Annotated in this window: 14 protein-coding genes; 6 read left to right on the top strand and 8 right to left on the bottom strand. The window is 69.3% G+C overall.

Going from position 1 to position 13,141, the window contains the following annotated elements:
• Positions 1–15: 15 nt before the first annotated feature.
• The gene (locus EJ913_RS28985) at positions 16–639 is read left to right on the top strand and encodes an FMN-binding negative transcriptional regulator (protein ID WP_127004530.1); all 624 of its coding nucleotides are present in this window, start codon (positions 16–18) and stop codon (positions 637–639) included.
• Between the two features lie 82 nt (positions 640–721).
• On the opposite strand, the gene EJ913_RS28980 is transcribed toward EJ913_RS28985, so the two are convergent.
• Positions 722–1,699 carry an MYG1 family protein gene (locus tag EJ913_RS28980; protein ID WP_127004528.1) on the bottom strand — a complete coding sequence of 326 codons (978 nt, stop codon included), beginning with the start codon at positions 1,697–1,699 and terminating at the stop codon, positions 722–724.
• A 275-nt stretch (positions 1,700–1,974) separates the two neighbouring features.
• The gene (locus tag EJ913_RS28975; RefSeq protein WP_127004526.1) at positions 1,975–2,811 is read right to left on the bottom strand and encodes a hypothetical protein; all 837 of its coding nucleotides are present in this window, start codon (positions 2,809–2,811) and stop codon (positions 1,975–1,977) included.
• A 182-nt stretch (positions 2,812–2,993) separates the two neighbouring features.
• Between EJ913_RS28975 and dusA the strand changes: the two genes are divergently transcribed.
• The 5 genes from dusA to EJ913_RS28950 all read left to right on the top strand — a co-directional run bounded on the left by dusA (position 2,994) and on the right by EJ913_RS28950 (position 9,146).
• Positions 2,994–3,944, top strand: a complete 951-nt coding sequence (gene dusA / locus EJ913_RS28970) for a tRNA dihydrouridine(20/20a) synthase DusA (RefSeq protein WP_244939544.1) — start codon at positions 2,994–2,996, stop codon at positions 3,942–3,944.
• A gap of 124 nt (positions 3,945–4,068) precedes the next feature.
• Positions 4,069–4,563, top strand: a complete 495-nt coding sequence (locus EJ913_RS28965) for a sigma-70 family RNA polymerase sigma factor (RefSeq protein WP_127004560.1) — start codon at positions 4,069–4,071, stop codon at positions 4,561–4,563.
• Positions 4,564–4,732: 169 nt separating this feature from the next.
• Entirely contained in the window at positions 4,733–5,767 is a 1,035-nt protein-coding gene (locus EJ913_RS28960) for a FecR family protein (protein WP_185909990.1), read from the top strand.
• A gap of 237 nt (positions 5,768–6,004) precedes the next feature.
• The gene (locus EJ913_RS28955) at positions 6,005–8,416 is read left to right on the top strand and encodes a TonB-dependent siderophore receptor (protein WP_185909989.1); all 2,412 of its coding nucleotides are present in this window, start codon (positions 6,005–6,007) and stop codon (positions 8,414–8,416) included.
• 85 nt (positions 8,417–8,501) lie between these two features.
• A complete protein-coding gene (locus tag EJ913_RS28950; RefSeq protein WP_127004520.1) occupies positions 8,502–9,146 on the top strand; it encodes an exonuclease domain-containing protein in 645 nt (214 codons plus the stop codon).
• A 1-nt stretch (position 9,147) separates the two neighbouring features.
• Here EJ913_RS28950 and EJ913_RS28945 read toward each other — a convergent pair whose 3' ends face one another.
• From EJ913_RS28945 to EJ913_RS28920, 6 genes are all read right to left on the bottom strand, one after another.
• Positions 9,148–10,128, bottom strand: coding sequence for an NADPH:quinone oxidoreductase family protein (locus tag EJ913_RS28945; RefSeq protein WP_127004518.1), 981 nt, complete (start codon positions 10,126–10,128; stop codon positions 9,148–9,150).
• Positions 10,125–10,358, bottom strand: coding sequence for a hotdog family protein (locus EJ913_RS28940; RefSeq protein WP_127004516.1), 234 nt, complete (start codon positions 10,356–10,358; stop codon positions 10,125–10,127). Before EJ913_RS28940 ends, EJ913_RS28945 begins: the two co-directional genes overlap by 4 nt.
• Before the next feature lie 51 nt (positions 10,359–10,409).
• Positions 10,410–11,312, bottom strand: a complete 903-nt coding sequence (locus tag EJ913_RS28935; protein WP_238519901.1) for a branched-chain amino acid ABC transporter permease — start codon at positions 11,310–11,312, stop codon at positions 10,410–10,412.
• 87 nt (positions 11,313–11,399) lie between these two features.
• Positions 11,400–12,287, bottom strand: a complete 888-nt coding sequence (locus tag EJ913_RS28930) for a branched-chain amino acid ABC transporter permease (protein WP_127004512.1) — start codon at positions 12,285–12,287, stop codon at positions 11,400–11,402.
• A gap of 17 nt (positions 12,288–12,304) precedes the next feature.
• On the bottom strand, positions 12,305–12,997 hold the full coding sequence (locus tag EJ913_RS28925) for an ABC transporter ATP-binding protein (RefSeq protein WP_127004510.1): 693 nt from the start codon (positions 12,995–12,997) through the stop codon (positions 12,305–12,307).
• The coding region (locus tag EJ913_RS28920; RefSeq protein ID WP_483398297.1) for an ABC transporter ATP-binding protein C-terminal domain-containing protein at positions 12,990–13,141 on the bottom strand (152 nt) is incomplete at its 5' end. The genes EJ913_RS28920 and EJ913_RS28925, both read right to left, overlap by 8 nt.

Raw genomic sequence — 13,141 nt, 5'->3', positions numbered from 1 at the left:
CATGGAGACGCCTCGATGTATGTCCCGCCCGCCTTCCGCGAGGATGACCTGCCGACCCTGCACGCGGCGATGCGGGAGGCGCGCCTTGCCAACCTCGTGACCGCCACCGGCGAGGGGCTCATGGCGACGCCGTTGCCGCTGTTCCTGGCGCCTGACGAAGGTCCGAACGGCACCCTCTACGGCCATCTGGCCCGCGCCAACCCGCAATGGAAGCAGCCTGCGGTCGGCGACGCCATCGCGTTGTTCACCGGCCCGGAGGCTTACGTCTCCCCGTCCTGGTACGCGGCGAAGGGCGAGCATGGAAAGGTGGTGCCGACCTGGAACTACGTCGCGGTGCACGCCTACGGCCCGGCCGAATTCTTCGACGACGCGGATCGGCTGCTCGACGTGGTCACCCGGCTGACGGACCTCCACGAAGGGACGCGGGCTGCCCCCTGGGCCGTCGCCGACGCCCCGGACGATTTCATCCGCGCGCAGTTGCGCGGCATCGTCGGCCTGCGGTTGCCGATCGCGCGAATCGAGGGGAAGCGCAAGATGAGCCAGAACCGGCCCGCCGCCGACCGGGCCGGGGTGGCCGTGGGGCTCGCCGCCAGCGACCGAAACACCGACCGGGACGTCGCCGCGCTCATTCCGACCTGATGCCACCGCCCCGTCCGATCCTTCCCCCGACCGTCAACGGAGCGGCCCTGTTCCGCCCTCTGCCAGAACGGGGCGCGGCCGATCAGGGGGCGAGTTCGATGGCAAGGCGGGCCATCGCCAGCGCGCCAGCGCGTGAGCGGGCACCGCCGATGAAGCGGTTGAGGTGGCAGAACACGGCGTCCGGCACCCCGGACACGCGCACGAGTTCGGCGTCGCGCAGGCCGGCCCACGCCTGGGGCAGCGGCAGCTTCTGGGCGAAGCTGCCCGGCTCGGGCGGCATGCAGCCGACCATCCAGGCATCCCCGCCCTTGTCCGGATAGACCGCGAACAACACCGGAAGGTCCGCGTCGTGCGCCGGTCCCTGCCACGGCATGCCGCGGGCAAGCTCCAGCACGCGCGGGTCGGCCGAACGCGCGTGCGCGTCCAGGACGGTGTCGTAGGCCGCGAGACGCGCGCGGCTCCGCTCGATGCGGCCGTCGAGGAAGGCGCCGACGATCTCGGCCGCCCTGGCGAAGCGCTCGTCCTCGCCCTGGGAGCGGTTGGCTGGATCGGCGTCCCACGGCAGATTCAGCGCCTCGACAACGGACGGCAGGGCCATTCCCTCGGCGATCCTGGCCGCGCGGTCGAGTCCCTCGTCGCCGAAGTCGGGGACGGGGCGCAGGCCGTTGTCGGCGAGGTCGACGAGACGGACCACCTGCTCGTCCACCTCGGTCCAGAGCCGCTCGACCACATCCTCGCCGCCGCGCCCCGCCAGGATGTTGCGCACCGCGTCGCGGCCGTAGGCGGCCCACAGGAGACCGGCCGAGGAGTAGGGGGAGCCGCCGGGACGCACCGGGGCACCCTTCTGGTGGTGGTCGAACCGGCGGCGCTCCGGGTCGAAGACGCCGCCGACATCCCAGACGATGTCGGCGGCCTCGATCACGCGCGGGTCGCGGGTGCGCGCCAGCGTGGAAGCGGCCAGCGCCTCCGGCGGCAAGGCACGGCGCAGGATGGCGTAGCCGAACGCCTCGTCGCAGTGGAACGACCCGCCGTGGGTGACAAGCCGAAGTCCGTTGGTCATGCCGATCTCCTAACCATCCAGGATCCCGCGCCAGGATCCCGCGATGGCTCTCGGAAATCCGCCCGTCTCCCGCCCCATGCGGTCGACGATCCCCCGGGGTGCCAGACCATCGACCGCCAAGCGGCGGCCACGGCCCTGCGCCCGATATTCGCCCGCGCCATCGAAGCGGAAGCGCGGTTCATGCCGCCACCTTCTCCCCGCAGACGGCGTCGGGGTCAATGATTTCCAGAATGGCCCGTCCGAAGAATCGAACGCCGCGGCCACGGTCTGTTCCGCTATTCGCGCGTGCAGTCCATGCTCTCGCGATACCCGCGGGCCGTCGTGTAGCTGATCGTCATGCCGTCCGCGGACGGCGTCACGCCGGTGATCGTCGCCCCCACCTTTGCGAGTGGATCGGGATTCAGCACGCCTCCGGCGCTGCGTACCATGCCCAAGTTCACATAGCTTGAGCCCATCCACATCTGACACTTATAGGCGCCGTCGGGTACCCGCCCACCAGCAGCCGGAGCGCCGTCCGCCGCCGCTTTGGGGAGATCGCCGGCGTGGACTTTCGGGACCTGCCCCAAGGGTGTGGGGAGGTTGGCCTGCGCATCCGTCTTGACCCCACCGCGTGGCGGCTTCCCCAGGGACTCCCGGACACGCGCGTCACCCTTCCGCAGCATGTCTTCGTCCCACCAAGCCGGGTTGGAGGCCGCGCGCCCATTCTCCCAGGCAACCGTCTGACATTCGCGACCGTAGGAAACCGGTCGGCATTGGAGCACCTTGACCTGCTGCCCGCCACCGTTCTCCAGGATTTCGCCCGCTTGCAGCGGCGCGGGTTGCTGGGCGCCAGCCGTCATCGAAACGACGGACGCGGCGACGAAAAGCCCCGCAAACGCCAGACGATGCCAAAACATCATTGAACACTCCCCTTGGTACTTCGTCATTGGGCTCTTCATCGGCATCTTGGGGACACTGGTCAGTCTTGGAACGGGTCTCGTCTTCTCGCCCCTGGAGCGTGCCAGCGCGGCGCCATGGCCGTCCTCGATCAGCGCGCTAGCGTCAGGTCGATGGCGGCGCTCAAGATAGGCGGTGCTGCCGCTCTTTCGCTTGCGAGGGACGATGGTTCCCATGCCTGCCCCCGGTCGGGTACAACATGGGAGTGAGCGGTACAGCGATGTGCTACTCGGCGCAACAGAATGTCTGGGAACGTTGGGAAACCTTGGGGAATGTTATGATCAACGAGACCAACGAAACCGCAAAAGACCCAGATAGCATATTGAAAAATAATTCGGTTCCCCTATCCGTGGCCCCGATGATGGACTGGACCGATCGGCATTGCCGCACCTTCCACCGCCTGTTGTCGCGAAACACGCTGCTCTACACCGAGATGGTGACGACCGGGGCCGTGCTGCACGGCGACCGCGAGCGGCTGCTGGGCTTCGACGCGGTGGAGCATCCGGTCGCCTTGCAGCTGGGCGGCTCGGACCCGGCCGACTTGGCCGCCTGCGCGCGGATCGCCGAGGACTGGGGCTACGACGAGGTCAACCTCAACGTCGGCTGCCCCAGCGACCGCGTGCAGTCCGGGCGGTTCGGCGCCTGCCTGATGGCGGAGCCGGATCTGGTCGCCCGCCTGATCGGAGCCATGCGCGACGCCGTGTCGATCCCGGTCACCGTGAAGTCCCGCATCGCCATCGACGAAATGGAGGAATGGCCGACGCTCGACCGCTTCGTCCGTACCGTCTCGGCCACCGGCTGCACCCATTTCATCGTCCACGCCCGCAAGGCTTGGCTGAAGGGCCTCAGCCCTAAGGAGAACCGCGACGTTCCGCCGCTGCGCTACGACCTCGTCCATCGGCTGAAGCAGGAAAACCCGCATCTGACCATCGCCATCAACGGCGGCATCCGCAGTCTGGACGAGGCGGAGCAGCATCTGACCACGTTCGACAGCGTGATGATCGGCCGCGCCGCCTACGAGACTCCCTATCTGCTGGCCGACGCCGACCGTCGCCTGTTCGGCGGCGCTCCCGGACCCGACCGCCACGCCGTGGTGGACGCGATGATCCCCTATGTGGAGGACCGGCTGTCGCGGGGGACCCCGCTGTCGGCGATCACCCGCCACATGCTGGGCTTGTTCCAGGGATTGGTCGGCGCCCGCGCGTGGCGCCGCCACATCAGCGAAAACGCCCACCGCCCCGGCGCCGGACCGGAGGTGCTGCAGAATGCCGCGGCCCTGGTGCCCCGCCGGACCGCCCAGGCGGCCTGAGCAAACGCACAGCAATATTGAGAATCATTCTCAGCCTTAGTACAATCACGGCTGCGCTGGGCGCATCCCGGAGTGGAGCCGGGCTGTCCATTCGGGATCGAGACACACGACCTTGCGGCAGGACATGGGAATAGTGGCGCTGTTCACGGCGCATCGCGACGAGTTGCTGGCCTACGCCAGCGGCATCGTCGGCGATCACGCCGACGCCGAGGACGTCCTCCAGGAGGCGTTCCTGCGCTTCGACGCCGTCGCCAGCGCCCGGCCGCTCGACGAGCCGCTCGGCTACCTCTACCGCATCGTCCGCAACCTCGCCGTCGACGGCCGCCGCCGCAAGACGCGCGAGGGGCGCCTGATCCTGGCCGACACCGCCCAGGCCGAGGAAACCCCGGAGGACCGTCCCTCGCCCGAGGCGGAGGCCGTGGGCCGGGACGAGCTGCGCGTCCTGCGCGACGCGATGGCCGAACTGCCGGAGCGGACAAGGATCGCCCTGGAGATGCACCGGTTCGGCGGCTCCCCCTTGAAGGACATCGCGGCGTTCCTGGATGTCTCCATCGGCACCGCGCATGGGCTGGTCATCAGCGGGCTGGAGCATTGCCGCGCCCGCCTTTGCCGCCGGTGACGCGGCCCCTTCTGGATGGCTGAGTTTTTCAGCCCGACGAAGGCAATGCGTCAAAATTCTTTTGAAAGCGCGCCCCTCGCCACGCGTTTATAAAGTGGGGGGACGACATCGCCCGCGGAGGGCGCCACGCCGACAGGCGGCGGCGCCGCAGCGAGCCGGAGGATTGGGGATGGGCAAACAGGAATCGTCGGACCCGCTCGAAGGGGCGATGGCGGAACCGACGAAGGCGAGCGAATGGATCGTGGCGCTCGCCGAGGCGCCGGACGATTGCGCCCTGCACGCCCGTCTCGACGCTTGGCTGGCCCAAAGCCCGGCCAACGTCATCGACTGGGAGGAAATGACCCGCACCATCGAGTTGATGGGGATGACCGTGCCCGTTCACCGCCATGTCTGGGGCGACGCGGCCAACCGCCCCGCGCCGCCTCCCCCGCCCACCCCCATCCCGTTCCGCCCCAGGCGGGCTACGGGGCCGCGCGCCGGCTGGCGGCTCGGCGTCGGCCTGCCGCTGGCGGCGCTCGCGGCCGGCATCGTGATGTTGCTGTTCCCGAGCCTGCTGATCCGCCTGGAGGCCGACCACCGGACCGGCACGGCGGAAGTGCAGTCCTTCCAGCTCGCCGACGGCACCACGGTGCGGATGGCCCCGGAGAGCGCCATCGGCGTCGATTTCACCGGCAACCGGCGCCAAATCCGCCTGTTGAAGGGCGAAGCCTTCTTCGAGGTCGCGCAAGACCCTGCCCGCCCCTTCGTCGTCGCGGCCTGCGACCTCGAGACCACCGACATCGGCACCTCCTTCGGCGTCCGCATCGACCATTCGGCCGCCGAGGTCTCCGTCCGCGACGGAATCGTTCAAGTCGACGGTTCGGTCGACAAGCGCCCGGTGTCGGAGCGGCTGACCGCCGGCGAGCGGGTCCGGATCGCCTGGGACGGCCCCCCCCTGCGCAGCCAATTGCCGCCGCAGCAGGTGGCGTCCTGGCAGCACGGCCAGTTGGTCGTCAAGCAGCGCCCGGTGGCCGAGGTGGTGGACGCCCTGCGGCCCTATTACAACGGTCTCATCGTGCTGCGCGGCGAGACGCTGGCGGCGCAGCCCCTGACCGGGGTCTACAACCTGTCCGACCCGGTCGCGGCGCTGCAGGCCGTGGCCGCCGCGCAAGGGGCGACGCTGCGCCGGATCTCGCCCTGGCTGCTGGTCGTGTCCGGCGCCTGAGCGACCGCGCGGCCGGCGAAATCCACAGGCAAGGGCCGCGACCATGACGCGGGGACAGGATCGGCGCGTTCGCCGCTTGACAGAATAAATGCGATTAAGTCTCACTCTTAAAAATGGCGTGCGTCCCGGACCTGAATGGTCGGGAAGCGGGAGTGGGCGGTGAGAGCAAGGGCGGGCGGAAGGACTGGAACCGGGCTTGCGCGGCGGCGGGCGGCGCGGCGGCTCGCGGCGGCGGCGATGACGGCCGCCCTGGCGGCCCTGGGCGCGCCCTCCCCGGCCGGCGCGCGCGACGCGGCGGTCTCCCAGCCCCGGCAGCCCGCCGCCGGCCAGAAGCGTTTCGCCATTCCGCCGCAACCGCTGACCGACGCCCTCGCCCTGTTCGGACAGCAATCCGGCTGGCAGGTCTCGGTGCATGGCGCCCTGATCGACGGCCTCGCGACGCCGGGGGTCGAGGGCCTGCTGACGCCGGACCAAGCGCTGCGGCGGCTGTTGATCGGAACGAAGCTCGCCTACAGCGTGTCCGGCGGCGACACCGTCATCCTGCGCCGATTCGCCGCCGACGCGGCCAGGGACGGGGCGGTGAACCTCGCGCCGGTGATGGTGGAGGGCGAGCCCGGCACCGGCGAGACCGCGCGCGGCCCCGTCCAGGGCTACGTCGCCACGCAGAGCGCCACCGCCACCAAGACTGAAACCCCCCTGATCCGCACCCCGCAGTCGATCTCCGTCATCCCGCGCACGCAGATGGACGACCAGAACGTCAAATCCGTCGCGCAATCCCTGCGCTATTCCAGCGGCGTCTTCGCAGAGTACCGGGGATCGTCCAACCTGCACGACGAAACCTTCATCCGGGGCTTCGGCTACGCGCCGCGCATGCTCGACGGGCTGGGTTACGGGTCGGGATCCATCGGCCAGATCGACCCGTGGCTGCTGGAACGGGTCGAGGTGCTGCGCGGCCCCTCCTCGATGCTGTACGGCCAGACCAACCCCGGCGGCCTGATCAACCTCGTCAGCAAGCGCCCATCGGCAAAGGCCGCCCACGAGATCCGGGTGGAGGCCGGCGACAACGGCCGGCTGGAGGGCGCCTTCGATTTGGGCGGCCCGGCGACCGAGGATGGAGACCTGCTCTACCGCGTCGTCGGGCTCGGCAACCGCTTCGACCTGGACGAGGATTTCTCGCAGCAGGAGCGCGTCGCCGTCGCGCCCTCGCTGACCTGGAAGCCCGGCGACCGGACCGAACTGACACTGCTCGCCAGTTACCACAACGACCCGAAGGCCGGCTACCGCAACTTCCTGCCGTCGGTTGGCACCGTGTCGGAAGGGTCGCTCGGCTACGGCAAGCTGCCGCGCGGCTTCTTCATCAGCGATCCGGACTTCCAGCGCTCCACCCGCGAGCAGACCTCCATCGGCCACCAGTTCGAACACCGGCTGGACGACCGCCTGACGCTGCGGCAGAACGCCCGCTACACCCATCTGGAATCGGAATACGACACGCTCTCGCTTTCCGCCCTCCAGCCCGATCAGCGCACGCTGACCCGGGCCGCCAGCGCCGACCGCGAAATCGTCGACCAGATCACCGTCGACAACCAGCTCGAATCCCGCTTCGCGACCGGTCCGCTCGGCCACACGTTGCTCGCCGGGCTCGACTACCGCCGGACCGGCACCGATTCCTTCATCCGGCGCGGCCCCGCCCCGACCATCGACTGGCGCAACCCGGCCTACCACGTCGCCGTCGGCCCGATGGCGCCGACCAGCGACCAGCATGCGGTCGCCTCGCAGCTCGGCCTCTACCTTCAGGATCAAGTCACGCTGGACCGCTGGTCGCTGCTGCTGGGCGCCCGGCACGACCGGGCGCGGACCCGCATCGCCAACCGCATCGGCGCCGACAGCCGCCGCGACGACGGACACCTGTCCTACCGGGCCGGGCTGATGCACAATTTCGAGAACGGACTCGCTCCCTACGCCAGCGTCAGCACCTCCTTCGAGCCGGAGCTGAGCACCGGCGCTCCCGGCGCCGATCCCTTCAAGCCGACCATCGGCCGACAGGTCGAACTCGGCGTCAAATACCAGCCCAAGGGCGGGGCCGCCCTGTTCACCGCCACGCTGTTCGACATCCGGCAGCGGAACGTCGTCACCTACGACAGCGCCATCGGCTACAACGTGCAGATCGGCGAGGTCCACAGCCGGGGCGTCGAACTGGAGGCGCGCGGCGATCTGACCCGGACCGTGTCGCTGATCGCCTCCTACAGCCACGTCGACGCGGAGGTCACGCGGACCAGCATCGCCACCTCGCTCGGCAGGACCCCGGCGCGGATTCCGGGGCGGCAGGCGGCGCTGTGGGTCGAATACACCGGCGACGCTGGCGCGCTCGGCGGAGTGCTCGACGGGCTGTCGGCCGGGCTGGGCACGCGCTACATCGGCGAGAGCTTCGGCAACGCGACCAACACCTTCAAGGTGCCCGGCGTGACTCTGCTCGACGCCTCGCTGCGCTACGAGTTGGGGCGTCTGAACCGGCGGCTGGAAGGCGCCAGCGTGCAGGTCAACGCCAGCAACCTGACCGACCGCTTCTACGTCGCCTCCTGCGCCGGGGTGGACAGCTGCTTCTTCGGCAGCGGGCGGATGGTGACGGCCAGCCTCGGCTATCGCTGGTAGGGCGCTTTTTGTCGGTTTCGCTCGACGGCGGCGCGCCCACGCTCTACCAGTGGGCGAGGAACAGCACGAGCCGGAGACGACACCGATGACCACGCAGCCGACCACGCAGCCCTGGGACAGCGCCAACCGTCTGGTCGCCATCGACATCGAGACGACCGGGCGCCGCATGCCGCGCCTGGAGGACATCCGCAAGGCGCCCAAGGGGCTGCGCCAGCCGGGTCTGGTCATCGAGATCGGCTGCCTGGAACTGCTGCGCGAGGGGGACGGCTGGACCAAGGGCCGCACCTACGAGGTCCGCGTCAACCCCGACGCGCCGATCCACCCCGACGCCATCAAGGTCCACAACATCCGCCCCGCCGACCTGAAGACCGCGCCGCGCTTCCCGCAGGTGGCCGAGGATCTGCTGGCCTTCCTGGGTGACGACCCGCTGGTCGCCCACGCCTACGAGAACGAGATGGACTTCCTGAACTACGAGTTCGCCCGGATGGGGCGGATTCCGTGGGGCGGCGAGTTCTTCGCCGCCGCCCGCTTCATCTGCACCAAGGAGATGTCGCACGAGCATTTCCCCGGCGCCTCGGGGTCGCTGGACGCGCTGTGCGACCGGCTGTGGCTGGACCGCAGCGACCGCTTCGCCCATCACGGCGCGCTGCTCGACGCGGACCTGACCGCCGACGCCTTCCTGAAGATGGCGTACGGCGACCTCGGCCCGCGCGACGCGACGTTCGAGTGACTCAGCCGCCGACCTCGACGACGATCTTGCCGGTGGCGCGGCGGTCCTGCAGATCCTGGATCGCCTGCCCCGCCTGCTCCAGCGGGTAGACGGCGGAGATCTGCGGCGTCACCGCCCCGCTGGCGTGCAGATCGACCAGCTTCTGGAGATGGCGGTCCCGCTGCGGCCCCTCGCGCAGCAGGAAGGCGCCCCAGAAGACGCCGATCACGGCGCAGCTCTTCAGCAGCGTCAGGTTCGTCGGGATCTTCGGGATGTCGCCGGCCGCGAAGCCGACCACCAGCAGCCGCCCGTCCCAGGCGATGCCGCGCAGCGCCATCTCGGTGTAGCGCCCGCCGACCGGGTCGAGCACGACGTCCACCCCCTTGCCCCCGGTCATCGCCTTCAGCCGGTCCTTGGTGTCGGGCTGGGTGTAGTCGATGGTATCGTCGGCGCCGATCCGGCGGCAGAACGCGGCCTTCTCGGGTGTGGAGACTCCGGCGATGACCCGTGCCCCCATCGCCTTGCCGATCTGGATGCCGGCGACGCCGATGCCGCCGGCCCCGCCCAGCACCAACAGGGTCTCGCCCGCTTGCAGCGCGCCCCGGTCGTCCAACGCGTAGAGCGAGGTCCCGTAGGTCATCGCGTAGCCGGCGGCCTCGACGAAGCCCAGGCCGGGCGGCTTGGGGATCAGCCGGTTGGCGTCGACGGCGAGCTCCTGCGCCAGCCCGCCCCAGGTGGTGAAGGCGATGACCGCGTCGCCGGGCTTCCAGGCGGTCACGCCCTCCCCCACGCTGGTGACGACGCCGGCGATCTCGCCGCCGGGCGCGAAGGGAAGCGCCGGCTTGAACTGGTACTTGTCCTGGATCAGCAGCGTGTCGGGGAAGTTGATGCCGCAGGCCTTCACCGCGACGACCACCTGCCCCGGACCGGCCGCCACCGGCGCGATCTCCTCGACGACCAGCCGGTCGGCCGGACCGAACTCCTTGCACAGAACCGCCTTCATGCGCGTTTTCCTTCCCTTGTGTTCGTCATGCCTGGCGTTCCAATATGTTCCAACAGGCCTTCGTCCACGACGCGCAGCCCCCGTTCCACCGCGTTGGCCGAAAAGCGGGTGCGGTCCGGGGCTGCGAGCCGCAGCGTGACGCACAAGCTCTTGCCAGGGAAGACCGGAGCCTCGAAGCGCAAGCGCATCGCCTTGACCCCGGCGGGGTTGTAGCCGCAGACCGCCCGCAACAGGGCGCGCCCACCGCCCGTGCTGTTATGGTCGCAGAGAAAAGCGGCGGTTTACTTCGACCGATTCTCGAACCAGTGCTTGATCTCGCCGACGATGCCCTTGCGGAAGACCAGCACGCAGACGACGAAGATGCAGCCGATGACGACGGGCACCGGCAGGCTGGTCGCCGCCAGATAGCTTTCCAGCGTCACCACCAGCGCGGCGCCGACCACCGGGCCGAACAGCGTGCCCATGCCGCCCAGCAGCGTCATCAGCACCACCTCGCCCGACATCTGCCACGTCACGTCGGTCAGGCTGGCGAGCTGGAACACCAGCGCCTTGGTCGCCCCGGCCATGCCCGCGAGGCTCGCCGACAGCACGAAGGCGACCAGCTTGTAGCGCTCCGTCCGGTAGCCCAGCGAAATGGCGCGCGGCTCGTTCTCGCGGATCGCCTTCAGCACCTGTCCGAAGGGCGAATGCACGGTGCGCCAGACCAGCGCGAAGCCGGCCACGAAGATCGCCAGCACGCTGTAGTACATCGTCATCGAATCGGTCAGGTCGAACAGCCCGAACAGCGTGCCGCGCGGCACCGCCTGGATGCCGTCCTCGCCATGGGTGAAGGGCAGTTGCAGCGCCAGGAAGAACACCATCTGCGACAGCGCCAGCGTGATCATGGCGAAGTAGATGCCCTGCCGGCGGATCGCCAGCGCCCCGAAGGCCAGCCCCAGCACCGCCGCCGACGCGGTCCCGGCCAGGATCGCCAGCTCCGGCGGCAGCGCCCACACCTTGGCCGCGTGCGCCGTAACATAGGCGGCCGAGCCGAAGAAGGCGGCGTGGCCGAAGCTCATCAGCCCGGCGAAGCCGATCAGCAGGTTGAAGGCGCAGGCGAACAGCGCGAAGCACAGCACCTTCATCAGGAAGACCGGGTAGAGCAGGAAGGGCGCGATCACCGCGACCAGCAGCCCGCCGCCCATCAGCAGCGCCGTGTGGGTCGCGGCGCCCGACGCCGCGCGCAGGCGCAGGCCCGCCTGGGTCTGTGTGGGGCTCCGTGTGGTCATGGCTTATTTCTCCCGCCCGAAGAGGCCGGCGGGCTTGATCATCAGCACCACCGCCATGATGACGAAGACGACGATGTTCGAGGCCTCCGGGTAGAAGACCTTCGTCACGCCTTCCAGCAGACCCAGCCCCAGCCCGGTGACGATGGCGCCCAGGATCGAGCCCATGCCGCCGATCACCACCACCGCGAACACCACGATGATCAGGTTGGCCCCCATCAGCGGGTTGACCTGATAGATCGGCGCCGCCAGCACGCCCGCCAGCCCGGCCAGCGCCACGCCGAAGCCGTAGGTCAGCGACACCATCACCGGCACGTTGATGCCGAAGGCCTGGACCAGCGTCGGGTTCTCGGTCGCCGCGCGCAGATAGGCGCCGAGCTTGGTGCGCTCGATGGCGAACCACGTCGCTCCGCAGACCAGGATCGAGAAGCCCACCACCCAGCCCCGGTAGGTCGGCAGGAACATGAAGCCGAGGTTGGTGCCGCCCTTCAGCAGGTCGGGGATCGGGTAGGGTTGGCCGGACACGCCGAACTGGTGGCGGAACGCCCCCTCGAAGATCAGCGCCAGACCGAAGGTCAGCAGCAGCCCGTAGAGATGGTCCACCTTGTAGAGCCGCCGCAGCATCGTGCGCTCCAGCACCAAACCCAGCGCACCGACGATCAGCGGCGCCAGGACCAGCGCCGGCCAGTAGCCGATGCCGACATAGGTCAGCAGCAGCCACGCCACGAAGGCGCCGACCATGTAGAGCGCGCCGTGCGCCATGTTGACGACGTTGAGCATGCCGAAGATGACGGCCAGACCCAGGCTGAGCAGCGCGTAGAAGGAGCCGTTGATCAGCCCGAGCAGCAGTTGCCCGAACAGCGCCTGCGGCGGAATGCCGAGGAGTTGGAACATGTCGAGAGGTCTCCCGCTCACACGCCGAGATAGGTGTGGAGCTTGTCCATGTTGGCGTGGAGCTGGTCGTTGGGGATCATGTCGACGACGTGCCCCTCCTCCATCACGTAATGGCGGTCGGCGATGGTGGCGGCGAAGCGGAAGTTCTGCTCGACCAGCACGATGGTGAAGCCGCGCGCCTTGAGCGCCCGCACCGCGACGCCGATCTGCTCGATGATGACGGGGGCCAGCCCCTCGGTCGGCTCGTCGAGCAGGATCAGGGTGGCGCCGGTGCGCAGGATGCGGGCGATGGCCAGCATCTGCTGCTCGCCGCCCGACAGCCGCGTCCCCTGCGTGGTGCCGCGCCCCTTGAGGTTGGGGAACAGGTCGTGGATCTGGGCGACGGTCATGCCGCCCTCCTTCACCACCGGCGGCAGGGTCAGGTTCTCGTCGACGCTGAGGCTGGAGAAGATGCCGCGCTCCTCCGGCACGTAGCCGATGCCCAGACGCGGCACCTTGTGCTGCGCCATGCCGATCAGTTCCTCACCCTGGAATTTGATCGAGCCCCGGCGCTTGGACAGGATGCCCATGATCGAGCGCATGGTCGAGGTCTTGCCGGCGCCGTTGCGCCCCAGCAGGGTGACCACCTCGCCCTGCTGGACGTTCAGCGAGACGCCGTGGAGGACGTGGCTCTCGCCGTAGAAGCCGTGCAAGTCGCGCATCTCAAGCATGGCCGGCGGCCCCCGTGCCCATGTAGGCCTCCATCACCTGCGGGTTCCTCGATACGACGTCGTATGAACCCTCGGCCAGGATCTCGCCGCGCCGCAGCACGGTGATGGTGTCCGACAGATGCGCGACGACCGAGAGGTTGTGCT

This window comes from Azospirillum doebereinerae, from assembly GCF_003989665.1.
GTDB classification, from domain to species: domain Bacteria; phylum Pseudomonadota; class Alphaproteobacteria; order Azospirillales; family Azospirillaceae; genus Azospirillum; species Azospirillum doebereinerae.
Note: the sequence above shows the minus strand (reverse complement) of the source record. Positions and strands in the feature narration are given on the sequence as shown.

Coding starts and splice junctions, on each gene's coding strand:
- dusA (WP_244939544.1), top strand. CDS start 2,994: ATGATGGACTGGACCGATCGGCATTGCCGCACCTTCCACCGCCTGTTG.
- EJ913_RS28925 (WP_127004510.1), bottom strand. CDS start 12,997: ATGCTTGAGATGCGCGACTTGCACGGCTTCTACGGCGAGAGCCACGTC.
- EJ913_RS28955 (WP_185909989.1), top strand. CDS start 6,005: ATGACGGCCGCCCTGGCGGCCCTGGGCGCGCCCTCCCCGGCCGGCGCG.
- EJ913_RS28930 (WP_127004512.1), bottom strand. CDS start 12,287: ATGTTCCAACTCCTCGGCATTCCGCCGCAGGCGCTGTTCGGGCAACTG.
- EJ913_RS28975 (WP_127004526.1), bottom strand. CDS start 2,811: ATGGGAACCATCGTCCCTCGCAAGCGAAAGAGCGGCAGCACCGCCTAT.
- EJ913_RS28960 (WP_185909990.1), top strand. CDS start 4,733: ATGGGCAAACAGGAATCGTCGGACCCGCTCGAAGGGGCGATGGCGGAA.
- EJ913_RS28945 (WP_127004518.1), bottom strand. CDS start 10,128: ATGAAGGCGGTTCTGTGCAAGGAGTTCGGTCCGGCCGACCGGCTGGTC.
- EJ913_RS28965 (WP_127004560.1), top strand. CDS start 4,069: ATGGGAATAGTGGCGCTGTTCACGGCGCATCGCGACGAGTTGCTGGCC.
- EJ913_RS28985 (WP_127004530.1), top strand. CDS start 16: ATGTATGTCCCGCCCGCCTTCCGCGAGGATGACCTGCCGACCCTGCAC.
- EJ913_RS28980 (WP_127004528.1), bottom strand. CDS start 1,699: ATGACCAACGGACTTCGGCTTGTCACCCACGGCGGGTCGTTCCACTGC.
- EJ913_RS28950 (WP_127004520.1), top strand. CDS start 8,502: ATGACCACGCAGCCGACCACGCAGCCCTGGGACAGCGCCAACCGTCTG.
- EJ913_RS28935 (WP_238519901.1), bottom strand. CDS start 11,312: ATGGGCGGCGGGCTGCTGGTCGCGGTGATCGCGCCCTTCCTGCTCTAC.